Below are 22957 nucleotides of genomic sequence, written 5' to 3' on the forward strand. Positions count from 1 at the left end.
CTCCCCGCTCCCGACCGGACTGCACGGCTCGCGGGATTCAAGACGGTCGGGGATGACCGGTCTCAATTTGCTCTGGATACGTCTTGTCAAAGTGAGGAATACTGCCCGAAGGTCATTCCCGAGGTTCCAGCTTGTTTTTATTCTCACCGCCTGTTGTATCACTCACGGCATACAAGTCAACGACGCTACGGCAATAAGCGTCACTGCCAGCCTTAGCGTTTCCAGAGGAAACAACCGGGGCAGACCAATGCTACCGATCAACCCGGCAATTCGACTGAGCGAGAAAGGTAGTCACGAAGAATCGGAATGACGGGCACAGTCCCGGCTTAGAGCTGGGCGCACCACCAACCAGATAGACAAACCGTACGCCCCGGTTCAGACCTCAATCGGCGCCACCGCTTGCATCCAGCCGAACGGGTCTTCCGCCCTGCCCTCCTGGATATCCAGCAATGCCTGGCGCAGGTGCTCGGAAACCGGCCCCGGAACCTGCGTCAACTCATACTGGACCTCACCGTCACCCAGGACACTGATCGGGCTGATAATGGCAGCGGTGCCGCAGGCAAAGGCCTCACTGCAGGTCCCGGACCTGACCAGCGCAAGCAGGTCATCAATATCGATGTCCCGCTCGTGCACGGTATAGCCCTGCGCTTCAGCCAGGTCGATCAGGGAATCGCGGGTAACCCCTTCAAGGATTGAACCATTGAGCTTCGGGGTATGCAGCTCCCCTTCCATCACGGCAAAGAAGTTCATGCCCGACAGCTCGTCGACGGTATGGCGGTTACCCGGGTTGAGCCACAGGGACTGGTCATAGCCCCGTGCCCTAAGGCGCGAGATGCTCAGCAGCGAGGCCGCGTAGTTACCGCCCACCTTGGCGTCCCCGGTCCCCCCAACCGCAGCGCGGGAATCCTCTCTCTCCACCCACAGGCGCATATGGCCGGCATGATAGGCCTCTGACGGGCTGGCGATCACGTAGAACTCGTATGAAGTGCTCGCAGATACCGTCAGGTCCGCCTGGGTACCGATCAGGAAGGGGCGCAGGTACAGGGACTCGCCGCTGTTTGCCGGCACCAGGTTGGCGCAGTAGGCGGCCACAGTGCGGACACCATCCATAAACAGAGCCTCCGGCACCGGGGGCATGCACAGGCGCTCTGCGGAATGCGCCATCCGCGCGGCATTGCGCTCGGGGCGGAACAGGTTAACGCCACTGTTCCTGGTCCGATACGCTTTCATCCCCTCGAAACAGGACTGGGCGTAATGCAGCACCTTGGCCGCGGGGTCCAGCGCCAGGGGCGCATAGGGCACCAGCTCACCGCTGCTCCAGCATCCATCCTGGCAGACCGCACGAAACATCACCGGTGCCATCACCGTGCCGAACCCGAGCCGCTCGGGCATTTCAAATCCCCGCAGGCTGTTCGCCACTGCCGGGTCAATATAAATGCTCACTGGGAGATCTCCTGTATCAACGCTGTGCCGATTATGGCCCCTGCCGACAACGAATCCAAACTCTCTTTGCCGGTAATGGCGGGCCCGCGCAACGAATGAAGATACAAAGGCACACTTTGTAGGAGAAGCCTTTCACCGGCCACGCTGTCACCTGCCGGCCTCCCCCAGGCAACCCTCGGCCGGCTCTGACCAGAATACACCTCAGGGTCACCAAGCCGTCTAATGCGGCACTTCCATCAACATGAAATTGTGGCATGCAGCACTTCGTATTCGGCAACGACCAAACCGGCCCGGTGCTACTGTGCGTAATAGCCTGTCGAGGGACGCAACAATTTTTACCGTCATCCGCACCGGGCGACAGACGACGCTTGACTATACTCATCAATACGCCCCGGTGACGCCGGCGAACAGGTGACAGGGGCCTCCCGCGAACAGTAGTGCGGTTTATTGCACCGCCAGAAAATCGCGGAGACCGGAACTGAAAACCTCCGGGCACAGTCAAGGACTGGGAACCGAACCACACTTCAGGGAGAGAAATTCCGGCGGCATGTATCGCACGGAAATCATGCCCGACCACTCGCGAGCCACGGTTCGCGGCCGGGTGAGGCAAAACATGGAACAGAAGTGGTTCAACCGTGACACAGACAGAATCCAGCAGCACTTTTGCTATCGGCTTGATGTTTACAGCCACAGCTCTGCTGTGCAGCGATACGTGGGCGGAAGTTGAGCCCGCGCCGGCTGATACCGGCGCCCCTCCGCCGGCCTTTATCGAAGCAGCTTCTCAACCTCTTGAAAGCGAGCCACGCCACCGACAGTTGCGTCCATCCGAAGCGGTACAGCGCTATCGGCAACGTATTGAGGATATGGAGGCCGAGCACGGCGCCTATGGCACCGGCATTGATGAACAGTTGGTGGGCCTGGCCACTGCCTTGCAAAAATCTGGTGCGCACGAGGAGGCGATCAGCGAGTTCCGCCGGGCAATGCTGATAAATCGTGTCAATGAGGGGCTCTACTCGCTCAACCAGGTTCCCATGATTGAGCGCATGATCGACAGCCAGATTGCACTCAATCAGTGGGGAGATGCCAACGACAACCAGGAATACCTCTACTGGTTACACGAACAGAATTACGGCGACAGTGACCCTCGCATGCTGCCAGTCATAGAGCGCCTCAGCAGCTGGCACCTGCAGGCCTACGTGGAGGAGAAAGGCGAAACACTGTTCGAGCACCTCATCAGTGCCACCAATCTCTACCAGCTGGCGGTAGACATTATCACGCAGAATTTCGGGGCCAACGACCTGCGGCTGGTTGAAGCACTGCGGGGACTCAAGGCGACGAACTATTACCTGGCCACCTATGCCGGCGAACCCCAGCCGCCGGTGGTAGTGAACACCAGTTTCGCCGGCGGGGGATTCGACAATAACCACCGGCAGGCGCAACTCGACCATTTCCGCATGAACAGCTTCAGTACCGGGAAGAAGGCCATTGCGCGCATTGTCGATGTCTACCAGAAGAACCCACAGTCGCCCCCCGCTGCCTCGGCCAAGGCCAAGGTGGAGCTGGGAGACTGGTACATGATGTTCAACAAGTGGCACTCAGCCCGGGAAACTTATGGTGAGGCCTATCATGCCCTGTGGGATAACGGCGCCACCAACCGAGAGATAGACGCCATTTTCGGCCGTCCCGCCGCCCTGCCCGACCTGCCCATGCTGGACGAAGATCGCGGGGGCCTGGCCCAGTCTTATGTGACCGTTTCTTACGACGTAACAGCCTACGGCAAAGCGCGCAACATAGAGATCCTCAACTCCAGCCCGGGAGACAGTGTGGTCATCCGCTCCCGTGTCAAAAATGTTCTCAAGCGCGCCAAGTTCCGGCCCCGGTTCGAGAATGGAGAACCGGTGGATACCGTGGGTATCGTGCAACGGTTCGTCTTTGACTAACCTGGTTGATAGTTCGCACGACAGCATCGTCAAGCCGGGTGAGCTGGCACGCCCCGGAGACAGGTTCAACCAAACCAGGGGCCTCGCCGCAGGTCCAACAGAACAGGCTGCGACAGAGGCGAGAAAGCCCGAGAAAAATGCAGAGTTCCGGCCCCGCAGTAATACAGGAACCAATTTGAAAGCTGGCAGAGTCGGCGTGCACCGCACCGATCACTCGAGCCCGACAGGCGCCCACCGGCGCATCAGGAGAGAGAAAATGACACCAGGGAAAGCGGTATTTTCACAGCGCAGCAAAACCCCGGGCTGGCACACCCTGGCCTCGGTCGTGGTACTGAGCGCCGTTATCGCCGGCTGCAAGAGTCAACAGACACAGCAACAGCCACCGGCTCAGCCATCCCAGTCACAATCCCAATCACAACCGTCCAGCAGCTCGCAGTCACAGTCCTCCAGCAGCTCACAGAGTCAGCCGAGCACGGCCAGCAATACGCCGCAAAGCAGCCCCCAGAGCAGCCGCAGCAGCTCGTCCTCGACGCCCAATACCAGCAGCGGCCAGCCGAATACCTCCATGCCCAGTATCGAGTCGGGTCCACAGTCCACCCAGCAGACCAGTACTGCATCTGATTCGGGCAGCGAGGAATCCAGACGCCGCAGTTCGGCCGGGGACAGCATGCCCGACCCGACAGCGCGACCGGACTCCCCATCGACCCCGGTTTACAGCGAATCCGAAGCGGAACCACAGGAACGGCGTATGCCCCCCGATCCCTCCTCCAGCAACGAGGGCCAGCCCCCGGAGGACATCGACTTCTCCGAGGAGGAGCAAACCTCTTCCTCCTCCAGTAGCAGTGCTTCCTCTTCGAGTAGCAGTGCCTCCAGCAGCAGTGCCGCAAACGCCAGCAGCGCTTCCAGTGACGCATCCGCTCAGGCCAGCAGAGCCTCCACCAGCGCCAGCGCCCCGGCCAGCGCGGGCAGCCCGCCGAGTGGCAACAGCGCCCCCAACGAGGCACCAGCCACCGCCGCCGAGCGCGTGGCAGAGCTGGAGGGCGAGTTCGACTCCACCATGGCCAGCTACGACGGGATGATTCTGCGGGAGCGGGACTATGTACGTAATCGCCCGGCCTCCCAGGAAGAGAGCGAAGAGTCCATGGACGAGCCCCCGCCCGGGGAGTCCCTCGAAGACCTGATCGAGTCCGCTGAAGCGGAAATTCCCGCTCCCCCCGGGGGCGGTGGTGCCGGGGGCGAGGAGGGCAGTGGCCCGGAACAGAATAATTCCAGTGGGCAGGCCACCGGCCCCGGCATGCCGACTGCCGGGCGCAAGGGTGAATATGACCACAGTGGCAGCGGTTCTGTCGTACCCGCCGACATCCCCCAGGGTGATGACGACGATGTAGTGGCACGCCAGATCCGCGAGGCCGCCATGCGCGAGAAGGATCCCGAGCTGCGCGAGCGGCTGTGGGAGGAATACCGGAAATATAAAAACGCGAAGAAGTAACAGCGGAGGGAATTACCATGCACTTGCCCAGACTGTTGTCCACCGCACAATCACTGCGCCGCTACCTGCTGGTGGGCAGCCTCTTGCTGCTAGGCGCCTGTGCGACAACGGAGGTGCGCACGACCGCGTTTACCCCACTGACGGTAGAGGACGCCACCATCCCGGAGGACCGCCTGCTGGATGTGGGTGTGGTGCAGTTCGATCCGGGACTGGCCACCGCGGAGGTGGATGAAGAGGAACTGGTATTCCCCGAGTTGCGCCAGGCCGAATCACGCTATATCGCCGTGACGCTCGCGGAATCCCTACAGGGGAGCCAGGGCTGGGGTCCGGTGCGGGTAATCCCCAGCACTCGCACCAATATCGATGTGACCGTCCAGGGCCGGATCCTCCAGTCTGACGGCGAGACCCTTACTGTGGAAGTGACGGTCACCGACTCCCGCGGCCAGCAGTGGTTTACCAGGGAGTATTCCGAGCGCGCCTCGCAGTATGCCTACGATCGCAAGCACCCCACCAAAGGGGATGCCTTCCAGGGCATTTACAATCGTATCGCCAATGACATGCTCAAATATCGCCAGGGCCTGTCCAGTGAATATATCGCCGAGCTGCGCGCCATTTCTGAGATGCGTTTCGCCCGCAGCTTTTCTCCGGGTGCCTTCTCCCGCTACCTCAGCCAGAACGAGGATGGGATCTATCAGCTGAAAGCCCTGCCCGCCCAGGATGATCCGATGCTGCAGCGTGTGCGACGCATCCGCGAACGTGATTACCTGTTTGTCGACACCCTGCAGGGATATTACGGCACCTTCGTAAAATCCATGGAGACCCCCTACCAGGAGTGGCGCTCGCTCAGCTTCGAGGAAGTGCAGCAGATGCGCGAACTGAAACGCAAAGCCCGCAACCACACCATCATGGGCGCAGCCGCAATTATCGGCGGGATCGCCGCCGCCGGTGCCGGGGGTGGTGCCGCACGCCAGGCGGGCCATGTGGCTATCGCCGGTGGCGGCTACCTGGTCAAGAGTGGTTTCGACCGCCGCAGCGAGGCAAAAATGCACATCGAGGCCCTGCAGGAGCTGGGTGATTCCATGCAGGCCGAAGTCGAGCCGCAAATTGTCGAGCTGGAAGACCGCACCGTGACCCTTTCCGGCACAGTGGAAAACCAGTACCGGCAGTGGCGTGAAATCCTCAAGGAGATTTACGAAACCGAAACCGGTGCGCTGGAAACCAATATCTGATCAACGCGCGCCCGTCCACATGGCGGGCGCCGGACAATAATCACAGCAATGCGGAATGACTATGCAACACCGCGATCAGTCCCCCGAAGACGATGGCTATATAGAGCCCGCCGATTTTCGCTTCGGTGGCAAGCCCGGCCGTACCGACATTCGGGAGTCCACGACCACTGCGCAGGAAGGGAGGCGTCCCCCTTCCCGCCGTAACCTGCCGGCCATCTTCCTGGGAACCGCTCTGGTCGTGGGGGTAGTCGGGGTCTTCTGGCTTCTGCCCCGGGCAGTGGAAAAACCGGCCGTCAAAGTCACTTCTTCCCAGACGACGGTCACATCGGCGACCGCCGGGGCAAACCGGCCGGCGAAGCTACAGGCATCCCCCTATACCGATGCGGAAATCGCACGCCAGCGCCGCCGTGTACAGGAGATCCTCCAGGAAATATTCGTCCTTCAGGAAGAGCTGCAGGAACGCCGCGTGGAAATCTGGGCTGGCGAGGATTTTTCTGCAGCTCGCGGCCTGGCGGAAGAAGCGGACGGAACCTATCGACAGCGCAAGTTCCAGCAGGCGCTCGGCCAGTACGAGGGGGCCCTGGCCGCGATGCAGGAAATCCGCGACAGCGTTCCAGAGCGAATCGAGCAGCATCTGGCCGAGGGCAACAGGGCACTGGACAACGGTGATGCCGATGCCGCACACCGTGCCTTTGACCTGGTCCTGACCATTTCCGAAGAGCACCCGCGCGGCACCCGGGGCAAGGCACGCGCAGAAAAACTGCCTGAGGTCTGGGAACAGGTCAACCGCGGACGTGCTGCCTTCGCCGCCAATGACCTGGACACTGCGAAACGGGCCCTGGAGCAGGCTCTCGCGCTGGATGACGAGACCCGCCCGGCCCGCAAATTACTGCCGAATGTGCTCGCCGCGATCACTGAACGCGATTACAGCGAGGCCATGTCCAGGGGGTATGCCGCCATTGCTGAGAGTAATTTTGCGGTCGCCAAGTCTGCATTCGAACGGGCGCAGGAACTCAAGCCCGCAGCGAAGGACCCTGCCGTCGGCTTGCAGCAAGCAGCCAATGGGCTGGAGCAGACCCGCGTCGAACGCCTGTTCAGCCAGGCCCGTCAACAAGAGGCATCCGAACAGTGGCATGCCGCCGTAGATAGCTACAGGGCACTGCTGGCAACCGACAGCAGCCTGGTCAACGCGATCACCGGCAAGGCCCGCGCCCAGGCCAGGGCCACACTGGACGACCAGCTCCAGGCACTGCTCGACGATCCGCTGTCGTTGGGTGGCAGCAAACGCAACGCGCACGCGCGCACGGTGCTGGCTGACGCTCGCCAGATCGATGCCGATGGGCCGCGACTGCAATCCCAGATTGAAGCGCTGGAAACCGCGCTGACCCAGGCCGTGATCCCAGTGCCCGTACTGTTCCAGTCGGACAGCAGCACCCGGGTATCCATTTACCGTGTGGGTACGCTGGGCAACTTTAGTGAGCGCCAGATTACGCTCAAGCCGGGCCGCTACACCGCGGTGGGAAGGCGTGACGGCTATCGGGATGTGCGTCGTGAATTTACCGTAACTCCAGGGGCCGAGACACCGACAGTCGTCATCCGGTGCGCAGAGAAAATAAACGGTGCCAATAACGGTTAGCAGCGCCGCCAGGCACTGAACCGCCCTCCATTTAACTGATCCAATTCGTTGCTGGTCCGGCCGTTTCCAAAAGCTGGACAGGTTCGCCTGCCCGGTGCTGGCGATAAAAGGAATATCGCGACAAACAGCGGCGCGAGGGACATGGCGCAAGCACGAGCGAGCTAAGCTTTATGTCACTGGAAAAGACAGGCAGCGAAAGGCGCGGGAATCCACCATCCCCCAGCGCTGCCCGGGCAACAGCCGGCGCCCATGCGATAAAGCGATAACTACGCAGTAACAGGGATTCACTAATGACAGCGAAGGAAGCGGTACCCGTTCGCGATCAAGATCGCGCAGACGAAGACTTCTCGATCATCCAGCCAGCTGGTTTCACCCCGGTCGTGACACAGGCAGGTGGTCGCAAGCTGCTGTTTTCCCCACGTGCCCTGATTGTCGCAGCCGCACTGTTGCTGGGCATGCTGATTCTGGTTTACCTGCTGGTGGCCCGCTCACTGATCTTTGAAACCCAACCCGCAGACGCCAATGTCAGTGTTTCCGGCCTGGCCCTGCCCCTCGGCGATGGCCACCTGGTGCTTCCAGGCACGTATCGCTATGAAATCAGCGCCACCGGCTACCTCCCACAGAGCGGAGAAGTGGAAGTCACCAGTGAAGATCACAGCCGCCGCGCGATCAAACTCGAACGCCTGCCGGGCCACCTTCAGGTGATCACTGACCCTCCTGTCCCAGTGCGCATCCTGGTAAACGGCAAGGAGATACCCGCTGAAAACGGCCTGGCAAAAAATATTCCTGCAGGTACCAAGCGTGTCACGATCGAGACCGATCGCTATCTGCCATTTACCCGGGAAGTCGAGATCGAGGGCCTGGATAACACCCAGCAACTGCAGGCCCGACTGCGGCCCGCCTGGGCCGATGTAGAGATCAGCAGCCATCCGCCGGGGGCCACGGTAACGGTCGAGGGCGAGGTCATCGGCACCACCCCCCTGACGGCACAGCTGATCCAGGGAGACCGGATAGTGGAGATCTCGCTGCCCGACCACAAAACTGCAGAAGTCCCCGTGGCGGTTACCGCCGGTGTCGACCAGACCCTGGCTCCGGTGGAACTCGCCGCAGCCGATGGCCTCCTGCGCGTGGCCAGCAGTCCCTCCGGCGCCAGCGTCACCGTCAACGGGGAATTCCGTGGACAGACGCCAATGGAACTGGAACTGGCGCCGGACAGTGTGCACCAGATCCGCTTCTTCAAGGATGGATTCGGTTCAGTGGAACGCCGCGTGGAGATAGGCCCCGGCGTGGCGCGGGAAATCAAAGTGGACCTGTCCGCTGTATTCGGCCGGGTAAAAATCACCAGCAGCCCGGCGAACGCACGCGTTTATATCGACGGGGAGCTGGCCGGCAATACAGGCGAAACCTTCACCCTACCCGCACGCAGCCACAACATCCTGGTACGCAAGCAGGGCTACGAGGATTACCAGACCAGTGTCATACCCAGTGCCAAACTGGAGCAGACCGTGCGCGCGGTGCTGCTGACTGAAGAACAAGCCCGCTGGAGCAATATCCCTGCGGAGGTCACCCACGGTGCGGGTGGCCGCATGCTCCTGATGCGCCCGAATGCACAGTTCACCATGGGATCCTCACGGCGGGAGCAGGGTCGACGCGCCAACGAAGTCATGCGCAAGATTTCCCTGACGCGGCCGTTCTATATCGGTACGACCGAGGTTACCAACCGCCAGTTCCGGCGCTTCAAGCGCATGCACAGCTCAAGCCACGTCAATGGAGTAAGCCTCGACAATGACAACCTGCCGGTGGTCAATGTCAGCTGGTCCGACGCCGCGCTGTTCTGTAACTGGCTCAGCCAGCGCGACGGCCTGAAACCGGTCTACCGCTCTGAAGGCAGCCGTGTTACCGGGTTCGACGCCAGCGCCAACGGCTACCGCCTGCCCACGGAAGCTGAATGGGCCTGGGCCGCACGTTTTCGCAACGGCGCTATGCTGAAATTCCCCTGGGGCAACGAATTACCGGTGCGCAAGAACTCCGGTAATTATGCCGACAACAACGCCGCACAGCTGGTCCCCGCTGTACTGCGTTCCTACAGCGACCGCTATGCCGCCACTGCCCCGGTGGCCAGTTACAGCGCCAACCCGTTGGGCCTGTATGACCTGGGTGGCAACGTGTCTGAATGGATCCACGACCTGTACACCATCGGCACCGGCCTCTCAATGCGCCGGGAGGAGAACCCTGTGGGCCCACAGGATGGTGATTACCATGTAATCCGTGGTTCCAGCTGGCGTCATGCGGGACTTACCGAATTGCGCCTGTCGTTCAGGGACTACGGTGCTGAGCCTCGCAGCGATGTGGGTTTCCGCGTTGCCCGTTGGGTCTATTAGGAATTCCGCACCAGCGGACAGACGGAGAGAAGCAATGAAACAAATCTGGTTGGCGCTGGCGTTCATTCTGCTGCCGCTCGTGGGATTCGCGCAGGATCAGGAACCGCAGGGAGGGGACACAGCAACTCCGGCTGAAGAGCAGGATGCAGCCAATGTACGAGCCCGCGCTCCCGACAGCAACAGTAAAGAAAGCGACGTGGACAACTACGAGGCATCGGAAGAAATTTCCGAAGACCTGTCCGTGTCCTACCCGATCGATATCTGAGCCAACGGTCAAACCACCGGGAAAAATTGCGGAGCAGAGCGAGAACCACTATGAAATTCAAATCCTCCGATTTTGTATTCCAGCTGTTTGCGTTACTGGGCGCGATCATCCTGGTGCATGCTATTTATGTGGCGGTGATCCGGCCCAATGCGGATGCACTGATCGAGGAGCAGCTGGCGCGCGAAGCGGCCGGTGAAACCTATATCCAGCAGCGATCCCTGTATATCGTCATGCGCGACTATGAACAGGAGGCCTGCTTTGTACTGATGCTATGGGCCATGGCGATCATGGGCCTCAAGGCACAACGCAGCATACGCGAACGCAAGCTGCTCGACCGCGCCCTGCTCAATGTACGCGAGGGCACCCCGATCCTGCCCGAGGATGCGCGGGACCTGTCCCGGCCCATCCAGGCACTGCCGGAAGAAGAGCGTAACTACCTGTTGCCCCGAGCACTACTCACTGCCCTGCAACGCTTCAGCTCCACCCGTAATGTGGCGGCAGTCTCGAATTCGGTAAAGGAGGTCTGTGATACCGAGGGAGACCGGCTCGACTCGGAGCTGGCCATGGTGCGGTATATCACCTGGGCCATTCCCTCCATCGGTTTTATCGGCACGGTACGCGGTATCGGTGAAGCCCTGTCGCAGGCCCACCGCGCCGTCGAGGGTGATATCGCCGGGGTAACCGTCAGCCTGGGCGTGGCCTTCAACTCCACCTTTATCGCCCTGGTAATCAGTATCGTGATCATGTTTTTCACCCATCAGCTACAGCTCATGCAGGAACGGCTGGTGCTGGATACACAGAATTACTGTGACAACAACCTGCTGCGTTTCCTCAAGGTCAGCTGACCGGGTAAATGCCGCCAGGCGCACGCCCGGTAAGCCGGGTATGTGTCCACCGCAAACAAGTAACCCTTCCGCCAAGACTCAAGGTCCGCGGAAGGGAAGAAGGAGCTAGCCCATGGCGCAACAAGGCGTACTGGAAATTAACGACTGCGGCCTCAGGGTCTTCACCGGTACCGACGAGATACTGGACAGCCCCGGGGTGGCGGTGGTGGACAGCCACAAGATCCTGGTGGGTACCGCAGCGCTGATGCGCGCCCGCAGTAACCCGACACGCGTCAACAGCCAGTTCTGGCGCCGACTGAGCCTGGAATCCCTGAACTCCGACAATGCCCGCTGCCGCCACCATGCAGATCTCGCCTACAGCCAGCTGCAGGATATGGCCGAACACTGCGACATGCCCGATGAACTGGTGCTGGCGGTGCCAGGCAATTTCACCCGTGAACAGCTGGCCCTGCTACTTGGTATCGTCAACGAAAGCCCTGTCAATGCAGTGGGGCTTGTGGATGCCGCCACTGCCTGCGTTGGCGACTGTGCCCCGCGCGGGGTACACCTTCATGTGGAATTACAGCGCCACCAGACCCTGGTAAGCCGGGTGGAAGTACACGAGCAGGCAACACTGGACCTCGCCGAAACCGTCAGTGACGCCGGCCTGCAGCATTTCCAGGATGCGTGGGCTCGGGTATTTACTGACGCATTTATCATGCAGTGCCGCTTCGACCCCCAGCACTCTGCAGAGGCGGAGCAACAATTGTATGACCTGATGCCTCAGTGGGTGGGTCGCGCCATGCGCCAGGGTGAGGTCATGGCGGAGTTGGAGGACCGCACCGCCAAGGTAAGCCTGCGACAGCTGCAGGACGCCAGCACCCCTATTCTGTCGCGTATCCGCGCACTGCTCGACAATCTCGCTGATCCCTCCAGCGTGGTATTCGTGTCACATCGCTGGGCGGACGTCCCGGCAGGCGCGCAACTGGCCGAGCGCATCCACCTGCTGCCGCACAACAGCATCGCTCAGGCGGTGGAAAAGCGCTGGTATGAAGTCCACAGCGAGACCGAGGCCCTGCGCCTTGTCACCGCCGTATCGGCGGCACCGGCCAACGAGGTGGCAGTGCAGGTCAACGCCACCGCCGAGGCTGCCGCCACCCACCTGCTGTTCGGGCATCGCGCGCTGGCGGCTCAGCAGCCACTGTTTGTCAGTTGGCAGGAAGGCAAGCTGAATATCACCCCCACGCCTCCCGAGCATCCCGCCGCCACGGTAACCAACCATGCCGGCCGCCTGGCCCTGCGCGTCGATGCGGGTGCACAACTGATGCTCAATGGCGAGGCAATCGCGGCACCGGTAAATCTCACCGCCGGCGACAGGATCGGCGCGATGGATTTTGACGAGGTCATCACCGCAATCAGTGTGGAGCAATATGGCGCGTAAGAATCGGCGGTTCACCACTTTCAGCCTGTCGTTCCTCGACATCATGTCCTGTGGCTTTGGCGCCGTGGCGCTGATCTTTTTGATCATCAAACATGGCTCCGACCACGATATTGAAGTGAAAAACGAGGACCTTGCGGCCGAGGTCGAACTCATGAAGGAGGAAGTCCAGTTCGGACGGGAACACCTGGTACTGGCCCGTAACACGCTCGATGCCACCAGCGATGAACTTGCCGACGCACAGGGCCTGGCACGCCGCATCATCGAACAGATCGAGGAAGTAAAAGGCAACATTGCCGAAATCGACAGCAATACGGAAGAGGACGATATCAAGCGGCTGCAGGACAAGCTGAAGAAGCTCCAGGACGCCAAGAAACAGCTTGAGGAGGAGAACAAAAAACTCGGCAACAACGTGCGCAAGTTTGTCGGCGAAGGCGACCGCCAGTACCTGACGGGTTTACGCCTGGGCGGTAACCGTATCCTGATCTTGTTGGACTCTTCCGCCAGTATGCTGGGGGATGAACTGATCAAGGTTATCCGCACCCGCAACATGTCCTCGCGCACCAAGCGCGAGGCGGGAAAATGGCGCCGTGCGATCAACACGGTTTCGTGGCTCACGGCACAGTTCCCGCAGGACAGCCAGTACCAGATCTACACGTTCAATACCGGGTTCTCGGCCGCCATTGCCGGAACCGAGGACCGCTGGCTGAACGTGGATGACCGGGACCAGCTGGATGACGCCATCAAGGCTCTGGACGAGGTTGTACCGGACGGGGGCACCAGTCTGGAGCGGGTATTCAACGCAGTCAGTGCCATGTCCCCGCTACCGGACAATATCATCCTGATTACCGACGGCCTTCCCACCCAGGGCATGAAAAAGCCGCGGCGCAATGTGGTCACCGGCAAGGAGCGCCGCAAGCTCTTTACCCGCGCAGTGAAAGCCCTGCCCGGGGGCATACCGGTTAACGTTATCCTGGCACCGATGGACGGTGATCCCTTCGCTGCCAGCGAATTCTGGAAGCTGGCCATGGAAACGGATGGCTCCTTCCTGGCACCGTCGAGGGACTGGCCATGAGACGCAATCGCCTGAAGCGCCAGCAGGAAGAGTTCAGCATCTCGTTTCTGGACGTAATCTGCTGTGGGTTCGGCGCCATCGTGTTGCTATTAATGATCGCCAAGACTGTCGAGCCCATCGTTCTCGAGGAGGCTGAACTGGACCTGGACGGCCAGGTGAAGCAGCTGCAGGAGCAGCTGGCACAGATCCGCGGCGAGACCACCGTGCTCAACCGGGACCTGAACGCCAAGCGCGAACAGCTGGATATCGAGCGCGAGCGGATCGCCAACCTGCGCGGCAGGCTGTCCGTCCTGCAGGCGCAATATGCCAGCAAGACCGAGGGTGAGACCGAAGAGGGCAAGCTAAAGGGCGAGCTTACCGTGGCGCTGCAAACCATGACCGACGAAATGCGCCGCCTGCTGGGAGAAAACTACCAGCGCAAGAACAATGTGATCGGGGGTATTCCGGTAGACAGTGAATACATCCTGTTCATCATCGATACCTCCGGCAGTATGTTCAATTACGGCTGGGACCGGATGATGAACGAGATGGTCAACACCCTCGACCTCTATCCCAACGTCAAGGGCATCCAGGTCATGAACGACATGGGGGACTATATGTTCTCCAATTACCGAAGCAAGTGGATACCCGATACCCCGGGACGCCGCCAGGCGATCCTGAAAAGACTGCGTTCCTGGAATCCATTCAGTAATTCCAGTCCGGTCGAGGGGATCCAGAAGGCAGTACGCAGTTTCTACGATCCCAACAAGAAAATCAGTATCTACGTGCTGGGCGACGAATTCACCGGAAAGTCAATCCGCCGCGTAATGCTGGCTGTCGACCGGGTGAATGCCCAGCATGGCGAGGGCAAGCGCAATGTGCGCATCCATGCAATCGGTTTCCCGATCCAGTTTTCCAGGCCGCCGCACCTGCAGACAACCGGACTGAGGTTTGCGGCGCTGATGCGTGAGCTGACCTATCGCAACGGGGGAACTTTCGTAGGACTCAACGATTTCCGGTAGCGCCGCCGGCGCCACCGGCCAGGAGCGAGCCATGGCCTTGAAGATAAATGGATTTACGGTATTAGGCAGGGTTGTGCTGGCGGCCTCGGTGCTGTTGGCTGCCGCCTGCGCACATACGGTAAAGGTTGACGGTGACTATCCGGAGCCTGTCGGTGAACAGTACCCGCTGAATGTTGGCTACTACCTGAGCCAGGATTTTCGCGAGTTTACCTACCACGAGGACAGTGAGGACCGGGACGAGTGGAATATCAATACCGGTCGCGCACAGCAGAACCTGTTCCAGACGGTACTGGGCGCAATGTTCACGGAGTCCATACCCCTGGCCAGTTATCCCCAGGACCTGCCCGACAGTATCGAACTGGTGATTGTGCCGGAGGTACGGGAACTGCAGTTCACCATGCCCCGGGAAACCCGGGTGAATATTTTCGAGGTATGGATCAAGTACGACATGCACGCCTACGATAAAAATGGGGACCAGGTGGCAAGTTGGGTGATTACCGCTTACGGCAAGACACCGACAGCCTTCCTGAAATCCCGGGAGGCTGCACTCGGCCAGGCTATCAACGTGGCCCTGCGGGATGCCGGGGCCACGCTGTATACCGGTTTCGAGCGGGTTCCCGAACTACAGGCCCTGGTGGCGAGCAAGCAGCGGGCCCTTTCACTGAAAGACCAACCGGGTGGGGAAGCAGAAACCACGGACTGACAGGAGGTTGTTGTGGTCAAGGTAATTTTTGTGATTCTGGTGGCTGCCGCCACCGGTTGTACCACGGTGGTCATCGATGAATACCGGCGCAGCGATGGCGAGCTTGCCGCGGGTGATTCTGTGGTCATCCTCGGCCGGCGTCACTCAAGTGACTATGAGACTGAACCGGACCTGATCGACTGTGTCGGCCGTACCCTGCATAACCCAGACGGAGGAGTCACAGTCATTTCAGAACAGCATTTCGTCGACGCCATGTACCCCTGGTTCGAGCCACGAACCGCGCCATTACACCTGAAGTCCCTGGACCGCCTGATGGAGAACAGCAAGGTCCGCGAGCGGCTGGAAGCCTTCGGGGTGAAATATATCGTATGGATCGATGGTTCAACCGAGACCACGGCCAGTGCGGGATCCATAGGCTGCTCCATTGGGACCGGCGGTGCCGGCTGCTTCGGTTTTGGCACCTGGGACAAGGAATCGGATTACGAAGCGTCGGTGTGGGACTTCCGGGACAAGGAACTGTCGGGCAAGCTGAATGCCGATGCCAAGGGTACGTCCTACATGCCCGCCATTGTTATTCCCATCCCGCTGATCGCGCGGGTCCAGAACAATGCCTGTAAAGGTATGGCCGCCCAGCTCGAGCAGTTCCTGCTGCCGGGGCAAGCCACCAAAAGTTAAAAGTTAACGGAGGGAGGGACCCAGAGCCATGCACCATGCTAATAAAATACTGATCAGCGCAGTATTGGCAGCCATTGCCGGCTGCGCCTTCAATCCGGCCACCAATCGACCGGACCTGGTGCTGATGTCAGAGGAAAAGGAGATCAGCATCGGTCGGGAGATGCATGAAAAGCTGGTGGAGAGTACGCCCATCTACCGGGACCCCGTCCTCACTGCCTACGTCGATTATGTGGGCCAGAAAATCGTCAAGGCCAGTGACCGGCCCGACCTGACGTACAACTTCACCATTATCGACAGCCAGGACATCAATGCCTTCGCCCTCCCCGGCGGTTATATCTATATCAATCGCGGACTGCTTACCTACCTGCATTCCGAAGCCGAGATGGCCGCCGTACTGGCCCATGAAATCGGGCATGTCACCGCGCGACATGCGGTGCGGCAGAAGACCGCCGCCACCGGTGCGGGTGTCGCTTCGGTGCTCTCGGTACTGGTAACCGGCAGTGGCGTGGTTGGCGATGTCACCAACCTGTGGACCACCGCTGCGGTAAAGGGTTATGGCCGTGATATGGAACTGGAAGCAGACCGTTTCGGCTCCCAATACATGTTTAACGCCGGCTACGATCCCCAGGCCATGATCAATGTCATTTCCCTGCTGAAGGACCAGGAGACATTTGCCCGACGCAAGGCCAGGGTCGAGGGCAAGAAGCCCCAGACCTATCACGGTGTTTTCTCCACCCACCCGCGCAATGATATCCGACTGCAGGAGGTGGTAGCCGCAGCCGGAAAGCTACCCAATGACAAGAAGGAAGTGAAAGTCGAAAACTTCCGCGAGAAAACCGAGGGGCTCGTCTACGGGCGGAATGCCCAGGAGTCTGACCGCAACCGCTACAACCATCGCCGCCTTGGCTTCTCACTGCTGTTTCCCGATGGCTGGAAAGTGGAGAACCAACGCTCGTCCATCGTCGGTACCCACCCGGAAGGCAAAGCCACGATCACCATCAAGGTGGACCAGCGGAGCGGCAACCAGCCGGCGGATATGGCTCTGCGGGAGGTATATGACGTGCGTGACCTGGAGCAGGACGAGGAGCTCAACCAGTATCGCCTGGTGGGCCACACCGGCAAGCTGCCGGCGGCGTCACCGGACAGCCCGGAACGGGTGGCCGTGGTCTTTTACGGCAGCCGCCAGTATATCCTCGAGGGCAAGATTAACGACCCATCACTGCGGGATGCGGAAAACCTGAACAAGTACGACAACCTTTTCCTCACCAGCATCCGCAGTTTCCGCCCCCTCCGCAAGAGCGACATTATCCAGCCGGATATCAAGCGTGTGCGCTATGTGCAGGCCAACGACAAAACCACCTTTGCCTCCCTGGCCCGGCACATGGATATTGGAGAGTATGCCGAGGAGCAGCTGCGCCTGTTGAACGGTTACTACCCCCGCGGCGAACCCCAACCCGGCGAGTGGATCAAGATCGTGCAATGACGCAACACGGGCGGCGGCATCTCCCCGCCGCCCGGAGCGTGACCAACCAGACGGGGTGAGCCGGCAAACCCCCTTCCCCATGCCGGCCCAAGCCGCTACCTTTATAACGACAGCGACAAGCAGACAATAACGATAATGAGGAGCCTCCCATGAACGGTTTGATGATGCCGTCCCAATTGACCCTGACCGCCGTCATGCGCCACGCGCAGGCCAATTTCCCCGACAGCGAGATCGTTTCCTTCACCGCGGACAACCCCGCACACCGGTATACCTATGCCGATGCCTTCGGGCGCAGTGCGCAGCTGGCCAATGCCCTGAAAGCCCTCGGGGCGAAACCCGGCGACCGGATCGGCACCCTGGCCTGGAATGATTACCGGCATTTCGAGCTCTATTACGCTACCTCCTGCAGCGGCCTCATCTGCCATACCATCAACCCCCGCCTGTTCGCCGAGCAGATTGCCTATATCGTCGGGCACGCGGAGGACCGCTGGCTGTTTATCGACCCAATGTTTGTGCCCCTGCTGGAAGCCCTGGCCCCACAACTCACCTCGGTGGAGGGCTTCGTGGTCCTGACGGACCGGGCGCATATGCCCGACAGCACCCTGCCCAACCTGATTTGCTACGAGGAGCTGCTGGCATCCCAACCCACTACATTTGACTGGCCGGAGCTGGACGAGAACGCCGCAGCCGCACTCTGTTACACCTCGGGTACCACCGGCAACCCCAAGGGTGTGCTTTATTCGCACCGGGCCATGGTCCTGCACACCTACGGCGTACTGATGCCGGACGTGTTCGCCCTCAAGGGCAATGAAGCGGTACTGCCGGTGGTGCCGATGTTCCATGTCAACGCCTGGTCCATCCCCTACGCGGTGCCCGCAGTCGGCGCCAAGCTGGTTTTCCCCGGGCCCAAGATGGCCTGCGGGGAGACCCTGAGCCGCCTGATTCGCGACGAGGGCGTGACCATCGCTGCTGGCGTTCCCACGGTGTGGCTGGCCCTGCTGAAATACCTGCGGGATACCGAGAGCACCCTGCCCAGCCTCAATCGCGTGGTGGTGGGCGGCTCTGCCTGCCCCTGGAGCATCATGCAGGAATTCGAGGAACAACACGGGGTGTATACCCACCACGCCTGGGGCATGACCGAGATGAGCCCCCTGGGGACCTACAACCCCCGCGTCCCCCACAACCTGCCGGCGGATGAAGCCCGCGCACTGCGCCTGAAGCAGGGCCCCGCGGCCTTCGGGGTGGAAATGCGGATCGTCGACGAGCAGGACCAGCCCCTGCCCCACGACGGCGTTGCTTTCGGCGCCCTGCAGGTACGGGGGCCCTGGGTCTGCGAGCGCTACTTCCGGGCTGAAGAGTCAGCGCTCACTGACGATGGCTGGTTCGATACCGGCGATGTAGCCACCATCGACCCCCGCGGCTACCTGGGAATTACCGACCGCACCAAGGATGTAATCAAGTCCGGTGGCGAGTGGATTTCCTCGATTGAGCTGGAAAACTGTGCCATGGCACTGGAAGAAGTAGCAGAAGCGGCCGTCATCGGCATCACCCATGAGAAATGGGCCGAGCGGCCCCTGCTGGTGATCGTGCCGGCGCCCGGCGCCCAACCGGACCCACAGCAGGTGCTGGCCTCATTCGACGGCAAGGTCGCCAAGTGGTGGATTCCCGATGACTGTGTGGTAGCAGAGGAACTCCCGCATACCGCCACCGGCAAGGTCAGCAAGAAAGACCTGCGCGAGCAGTTTGCCGATTACCGCTGGCCGGAAGAACAGCCGGCCTGACCCTGCTAGCCGCCATGCACTACTATCGCGCCGGCCCGTACCGGGCCACGCGGTAGTCCCGCAAGCCGACTTATTCCACTGTCACATCAATGTGACAGTGGATGTGGCAGACTGGAAACGTCCATCCAGCACCGGCGATTACCCCTTATGCAAATCAACGCGACCAGGCTCCCCTTCTTTCTCGGGATACTCCTGATTTCACAACTCATCGCCCTGTATGCCAATACGGTTTTCGCGGCACAGCGACCGGATCCACTGGTAATCGCCCACCGGGGCGCTTCAGGATACCTGCCGGAACATACGCTGGAATCGAAGGCGCTCGCCTACGGCATGCGCCCGGATTACATCGAGCAGGACCTGGTATTGAGCCGGGACGGCCACCTGATCGTGATGCACGATATCCACCTGGATCAGGTCACTGATGTTGCACGGATATTCCCGGATCGCGCCCGTGAAGACGGGCGCTTTTACACCATCGATTTTACCCTAAGGGAATTGAAGCAATTACGTGTAACCGAGGCATTCGAAGGGGATATCAAGGCTCTTACGCCCAAATACCCGAAACGCTTCCCACTGTGGGCCTCCAGTTTCCAGCTCTCCACCTTCGCCGAGGAAATCGAGCTGATCCAGGGCCTGAACAAAAGCCTGGGTTACAACATCGGCATCTACCCCGAAATCAAGAGCCCGTGGTTCCACCATGCTGAAGGACAGGATATCGCGCGCCGAACCCTCGAACAGCTGAAAGCATACGGCTACACCAACCGTGACAAGAAAATCTTCCTGCAGAGTTTTGATGCCGAGGAACTACAGCGCATCAAGAATGAATTGATGCCGGCAATGGATATGGACCTGCCTCTGGTACAACTGGTAGCCGCTACAAGCTGGGGTGAGAAGAAAGTCAGGCAGGGCGGCCACTGGGTCAATTACAACTATGACTGGATGCTGGAAGCCAATGGCCTCGAGAAAATTTCCGGTTACGCAGACGGTATCGGTCCCTGGGCAATGATGCTGGTAACCGCGGAGACAGATACTATAGAGGGTAACGGCTTAACACGACGTGCTCAGGCATTGGGCCTACAGGTACACCCCTATACATTCCGTGCCGATGGTCAACGGATTCCCGGGGTAACGCACGAATTCGGCGCAATACTGGCACTCTTTATCAGCCGGATCAAAGTCGACGGACTGTTTACCGACCATCCAGACAAAGTGCGGGCCTTTATTGAGCAACGGTAGCCACTGGCGCCCGGGTGATACCCCGGGGCGCATTTGGCCACAAGTTGCCCACCACCCCGCCTCACCGTTCGGGAATCAGTAAAGATAAGATAACCACTGTCGCTTCCTCGGGCAGGCATCTAACGAACCCACAGGGTCTGAGAGTAAGCACTTACAAACAAATACTCACTACACGCCCACTGGGTTATAGTGAGAGACTGGAAACGAGCTCAGGTCCCGCCACTACCTTTCAGAGTCCCGGAGCCTTCTCTCCACCGGAAGCCGGCGCCACACAAATGTGGGCACCATTAGGCGACGGCTTCCGCCTGGATAGCCGTCCAGGGCCCGATCCCTGTAATAAAAAGAAATGAGGTCCACCTTGAATTGCCGTCACGTTTTTCACTTAATTGCGCAGCTGCTCCTGTTTTTCTCCACTTCTGCAATCGCCAGCCCGGAACTACTGTTCGGCCCTCATCCAGAATGGGTCACATCTGTGCAGATAGAGGGCGATAGCCAGCGAGAGTCCGGCAGTGTGCGGTACCACCTCTCCAATTCCCAGGCCTTTTATGCCGGCAAGAAAAAACAGTCATATTTTCAGCTTGTTATGGAGCCTCTAAATAAGCAGGGAATCCAGGAGGTCTCCGAGCTTACACTAAGCTTTTATCCTGCATACGAGCGGTTGACGGTCCACGAAATCACAGTGCAGCGCAATAACAATCTTATCGACCGCCTGGACCCCGAAGCGTTCAAGCTGTTTCAGAGCGAAGAGGAACTCTCCAGCAAGCTATATAGCGAGCGTTGGAACGCACTCTATATCCTTGAGGATATCCGGCCTGGCGACGTGATCTCCTACTCTTACACCATCTCTGGCAGCAACCCCATCTTTGAGCGATCTGACTTTGGCACCCTGTTTCTGAATTGGCCCCAGGCTGTCGATCGCCGATATATAAAGCTCACCAGTAGCTCCCCTCTCCACTATCGTTTCAACAATCGAAAGGAAACGGTAAAACACCGCCGAACCGACCAGGGTTACGAATATGTCATCGACCTCAAGGAGGTGCCAGCAGTCGCGCTGGAAAGTCAATATCCGCGCTGGCATGAGCCCCTCAATTTTTTCCAGTATTCTGGCTACCAAAGCTGGGAAGAGGTCAACAAATGGGCCCTTTCTCTCTACGAGATTGATCGCAAACTGCCCGCCGAGGTAAAAAAGTCACTGGAAACCTGGAAAAGTGAACTTGGATTGCCCGGCGCAATCAGTAAAGCCATTCAGTTTGTCCAGGAGGACATTCGCTATTTCGGTATCGAGCTGGGCGTCAACTCGCACTTACCCAGGACACCCAGGGAAACCCTGAACAAACGCTATGGTGACTGCAAGGATAAAGCACTACTACTAAGCAGCATGCTGGCGCATCTCGGCGTCGAATCCCACCCGGCGCTGGTATCCTCTTCACGTGGCAGAGCTATTGGTGCGGACATCCCCTCGCCTCAAGCCTTTGATCATGTCATTACCCTTATTCAGTTCGATGGTAAAAAGTACTGGATCGATGGCACCGCTACAGGTCAAGGCTCTGATTTCCGCAACAAGGGATTCTTCGACTACCGCCTGGCGCTTCCGATCCGGCCAGGCACTCAAAAACTCGAGAAGGTCGAGCCGGCCGCAAAAAGAAACCGTATTCTCAGCGCGGAAATCGAAGAAAATTTCACCCTTGATCCCGCGAGCAACTTTGCTGACCTCACTATCAGGTCAAAATTCTCTCACCTCAAAGCCGAACAAGCGCGACAATTCTTTCTCTCTGCTGACCAGAAGCAGGCGAGCAAAAATCACACGAATTTCATGGCTCAATACTATCCCGGTGTAAAGCTGGACAAATCTGTACAACACTTTGACACCCTTGAAGATAATGAACTTGTTGTAATCGAGCAGTATAAAATTGAGGATATTGGAAAACTTACTTCTGCCAGAAAGATTTTCACCCTCTATGGCTCCAGCATTTTATCTCACCTTTCCAAGCCGGAAGATCGAATTCGCCACACGCCTATGGCAGTGGCGCACCCACTGGAGCTCAGCCACCGATCTACAGCCGAGATAAGCGGAGAAATTCTTTGGCGTGAGTCCCCAGACACCGTAACTATCGACAACCCCTGGTTCACGTTTTCTCGCACGGTATCGCGTAGGGACAGCGTCATCTCTGTTGAATTCAATTTCATATCGAAAACTGACCATGTGAAGCATGGTGACTTACCAGGATATATCAGCCAACTAGAAGCTCTGGACCAGGCGCTGCAATACCAGTTCTGGGCCAAGGGCAACAGATCCGATAAAGAAAAAGGCAACCAGGAAGTGAAAGACCTTATAAAGTCCCTGATCAGGAAATAAGC

The 22957-nt window shown here is 59.4% G+C and carries 18 protein-coding genes; 16 read left to right on the top strand and 2 right to left on the bottom strand.

Features of this window, described 5'->3' with window-relative positions; all coding sequences use genetic code 11:
• Positions 1–375: 375 nt before the first annotated feature.
• On the bottom strand, positions 376–1443 hold the full coding sequence (locus tag LVD11_RS09205; RefSeq protein WP_237058205.1) for a branched-chain amino acid aminotransferase: 1068 nt from the start codon (positions 1441–1443) through the stop codon (positions 376–378).
• 815 nt (positions 1444–2258) lie between these two features.
• On the opposite strand from LVD11_RS09205, the gene LVD11_RS09210 reads away from it, so the two are divergent.
• Positions 2259–3383, top strand: coding sequence for an energy transducer TonB (locus tag LVD11_RS09210; protein ID WP_237058206.1), 1125 nt, complete (start codon positions 2259–2261; stop codon positions 3381–3383).
• A gap of 462 nt (positions 3384–3845) precedes the next feature.
• Here the strand turns inward: LVD11_RS09210 and LVD11_RS09215 are convergent, their stop codons facing one another.
• Positions 3846–4052, bottom strand: coding sequence for a hypothetical protein (locus tag LVD11_RS09215; RefSeq protein ID WP_237058208.1), 207 nt, complete (start codon positions 4050–4052; stop codon positions 3846–3848).
• Positions 4053–4131: 79 nt separating this feature from the next.
• On the opposite strand from LVD11_RS09215, the gene LVD11_RS09220 reads away from it, so the two are divergent.
• The 15 genes from LVD11_RS09220 (at position 4132) to LVD11_RS09290 (ending at position 22955) form a co-directional block, all read left to right on the top strand.
• Positions 4132–4872 (top strand): hypothetical protein, encoded by a 741-nt coding sequence (locus LVD11_RS09220; protein WP_237058210.1) that lies wholly within the window; start codon positions 4132–4134, stop codon positions 4870–4872.
• A gap of 17 nt (positions 4873–4889) precedes the next feature.
• Positions 4890–6101, top strand: coding sequence for a hypothetical protein (locus LVD11_RS09225; protein WP_237058212.1), 1212 nt, complete (start codon positions 4890–4892; stop codon positions 6099–6101).
• A gap of 61 nt (positions 6102–6162) precedes the next feature.
• A complete protein-coding gene (locus tag LVD11_RS09230) occupies positions 6163–7737 on the top strand; it encodes a hypothetical protein (RefSeq protein WP_237058215.1) in 1575 nt (524 codons plus the stop codon).
• Positions 7738–8027: 290 nt separating this feature from the next.
• Positions 8028–10118, top strand: coding sequence for an SUMF1/EgtB/PvdO family nonheme iron enzyme (locus LVD11_RS09235; RefSeq protein WP_237058222.1), 2091 nt, complete (start codon positions 8028–8030; stop codon positions 10116–10118).
• A gap of 34 nt (positions 10119–10152) precedes the next feature.
• Complete coding sequence (locus LVD11_RS09240; protein ID WP_237058223.1) at positions 10153–10383, top strand: hypothetical protein; 231 nt, start codon at positions 10153–10155, stop codon at positions 10381–10383.
• 50 nt (positions 10384–10433) lie between these two features.
• Positions 10434–11228, top strand: coding sequence for a MotA/TolQ/ExbB proton channel family protein (locus LVD11_RS09245; protein WP_237058227.1), 795 nt, complete (start codon positions 10434–10436; stop codon positions 11226–11228).
• A gap of 112 nt (positions 11229–11340) precedes the next feature.
• Positions 11341–12648, top strand: coding sequence for a hypothetical protein (locus LVD11_RS09250; RefSeq protein ID WP_237058228.1), 1308 nt, complete (start codon positions 11341–11343; stop codon positions 12646–12648).
• On the top strand, positions 12638–13720 hold the full coding sequence (locus LVD11_RS09255; RefSeq protein WP_237058229.1) for a vWA domain-containing protein: 1083 nt from the start codon (positions 12638–12640) through the stop codon (positions 13718–13720). The genes LVD11_RS09250 and LVD11_RS09255 overlap by 11 nt, the downstream gene beginning before the upstream one ends.
• A complete protein-coding gene (locus LVD11_RS09260; RefSeq protein ID WP_237058231.1) occupies positions 13717–14721 on the top strand; it encodes a VWA domain-containing protein in 1005 nt (334 codons plus the stop codon). The genes LVD11_RS09255 and LVD11_RS09260 overlap by 4 nt, the downstream gene beginning before the upstream one ends.
• Before the next feature lie 31 nt (positions 14722–14752).
• Entirely contained in the window at positions 14753–15424 is a 672-nt protein-coding gene (locus LVD11_RS09265; protein ID WP_237058233.1) for a hypothetical protein, read from the top strand.
• 12 nt (positions 15425–15436) lie between these two features.
• Positions 15437–16099 carry a hypothetical protein gene (locus LVD11_RS09270; RefSeq protein WP_237058235.1) on the top strand — a complete coding sequence of 221 codons (663 nt, stop codon included), beginning with the start codon at positions 15437–15439 and terminating at the stop codon, positions 16097–16099.
• Positions 16100–16127: 28 nt separating this feature from the next.
• On the top strand, positions 16128–17582 hold the full coding sequence (locus LVD11_RS09275) for a M48 family metalloprotease (RefSeq protein WP_237058237.1): 1455 nt from the start codon (positions 16128–16130) through the stop codon (positions 17580–17582).
• A gap of 149 nt (positions 17583–17731) precedes the next feature.
• The gene (locus LVD11_RS09280) at positions 17732–19363 is read left to right on the top strand and encodes a long-chain-fatty-acid--CoA ligase (RefSeq protein WP_237058239.1); all 1632 of its coding nucleotides are present in this window, start codon (positions 17732–17734) and stop codon (positions 19361–19363) included.
• A gap of 147 nt (positions 19364–19510) precedes the next feature.
• Positions 19511–20599, top strand: a complete 1089-nt coding sequence (glpQ, locus tag LVD11_RS09285) for a glycerophosphodiester phosphodiesterase (protein WP_237058241.1) — start codon at positions 19511–19513, stop codon at positions 20597–20599.
• A 358-nt stretch (positions 20600–20957) separates the two neighbouring features.
• A complete protein-coding gene (locus LVD11_RS09290; protein WP_237058243.1) occupies positions 20958–22955 on the top strand; it encodes a DUF3857 domain-containing transglutaminase family protein in 1998 nt (665 codons plus the stop codon).
• Positions 22956–22957: the final 2 nt, after the last annotated feature.

This window comes from Microbulbifer sediminum (assembly GCF_021729035.1).
GTDB classification, from domain to species: Bacteria; Pseudomonadota; Gammaproteobacteria; order Pseudomonadales; family Cellvibrionaceae; genus Microbulbifer; species Microbulbifer sediminum.

What these genes read in the sequence shown, in the direction of transcription:
- LVD11_RS09275 (WP_237058237.1), top strand. Translation starts at nt 16,128, where the DNA reads ATGCACCATGCTAATAAAATACTGATCAGCGCAGTATTGGCAGCCATT.
- LVD11_RS09245 (WP_237058227.1), top strand. Translation starts at nt 10,434, where the DNA reads ATGAAATTCAAATCCTCCGATTTTGTATTCCAGCTGTTTGCGTTACTG.
- LVD11_RS09255 (WP_237058229.1), top strand. Translation starts at nt 12,638, where the DNA reads ATGGCGCGTAAGAATCGGCGGTTCACCACTTTCAGCCTGTCGTTCCTC.
- LVD11_RS09230 (WP_237058215.1), top strand. Translation starts at nt 6,163, where the DNA reads ATGCAACACCGCGATCAGTCCCCCGAAGACGATGGCTATATAGAGCCC.
- LVD11_RS09280 (WP_237058239.1), top strand. Translation starts at nt 17,732, where the DNA reads ATGAACGGTTTGATGATGCCGTCCCAATTGACCCTGACCGCCGTCATG.
- LVD11_RS09240 (WP_237058223.1), top strand. Translation starts at nt 10,153, where the DNA reads ATGAAACAAATCTGGTTGGCGCTGGCGTTCATTCTGCTGCCGCTCGTG.
- LVD11_RS09260 (WP_237058231.1), top strand. Translation starts at nt 13,717, where the DNA reads ATGAGACGCAATCGCCTGAAGCGCCAGCAGGAAGAGTTCAGCATCTCG.
- LVD11_RS09225 (WP_237058212.1), top strand. Translation starts at nt 4,890, where the DNA reads ATGCACTTGCCCAGACTGTTGTCCACCGCACAATCACTGCGCCGCTAC.
- LVD11_RS09215 (WP_237058208.1), bottom strand. Translation starts at nt 4,052, where the DNA reads ATGCTGTCCCCGGCCGAACTGCGGCGTCTGGATTCCTCGCTGCCCGAA.
- LVD11_RS09250 (WP_237058228.1), top strand. Translation starts at nt 11,341, where the DNA reads ATGGCGCAACAAGGCGTACTGGAAATTAACGACTGCGGCCTCAGGGTC.
- glpQ (WP_237058241.1), top strand. Translation starts at nt 19,511, where the DNA reads ATGCAAATCAACGCGACCAGGCTCCCCTTCTTTCTCGGGATACTCCTG.
- LVD11_RS09220 (WP_237058210.1), top strand. Translation starts at nt 4,132, where the DNA reads ATGCCCCCCGATCCCTCCTCCAGCAACGAGGGCCAGCCCCCGGAGGAC.
- LVD11_RS09265 (WP_237058233.1), top strand. Translation starts at nt 14,753, where the DNA reads ATGGCCTTGAAGATAAATGGATTTACGGTATTAGGCAGGGTTGTGCTG.
- LVD11_RS09235 (WP_237058222.1), top strand. Translation starts at nt 8,028, where the DNA reads ATGACAGCGAAGGAAGCGGTACCCGTTCGCGATCAAGATCGCGCAGAC.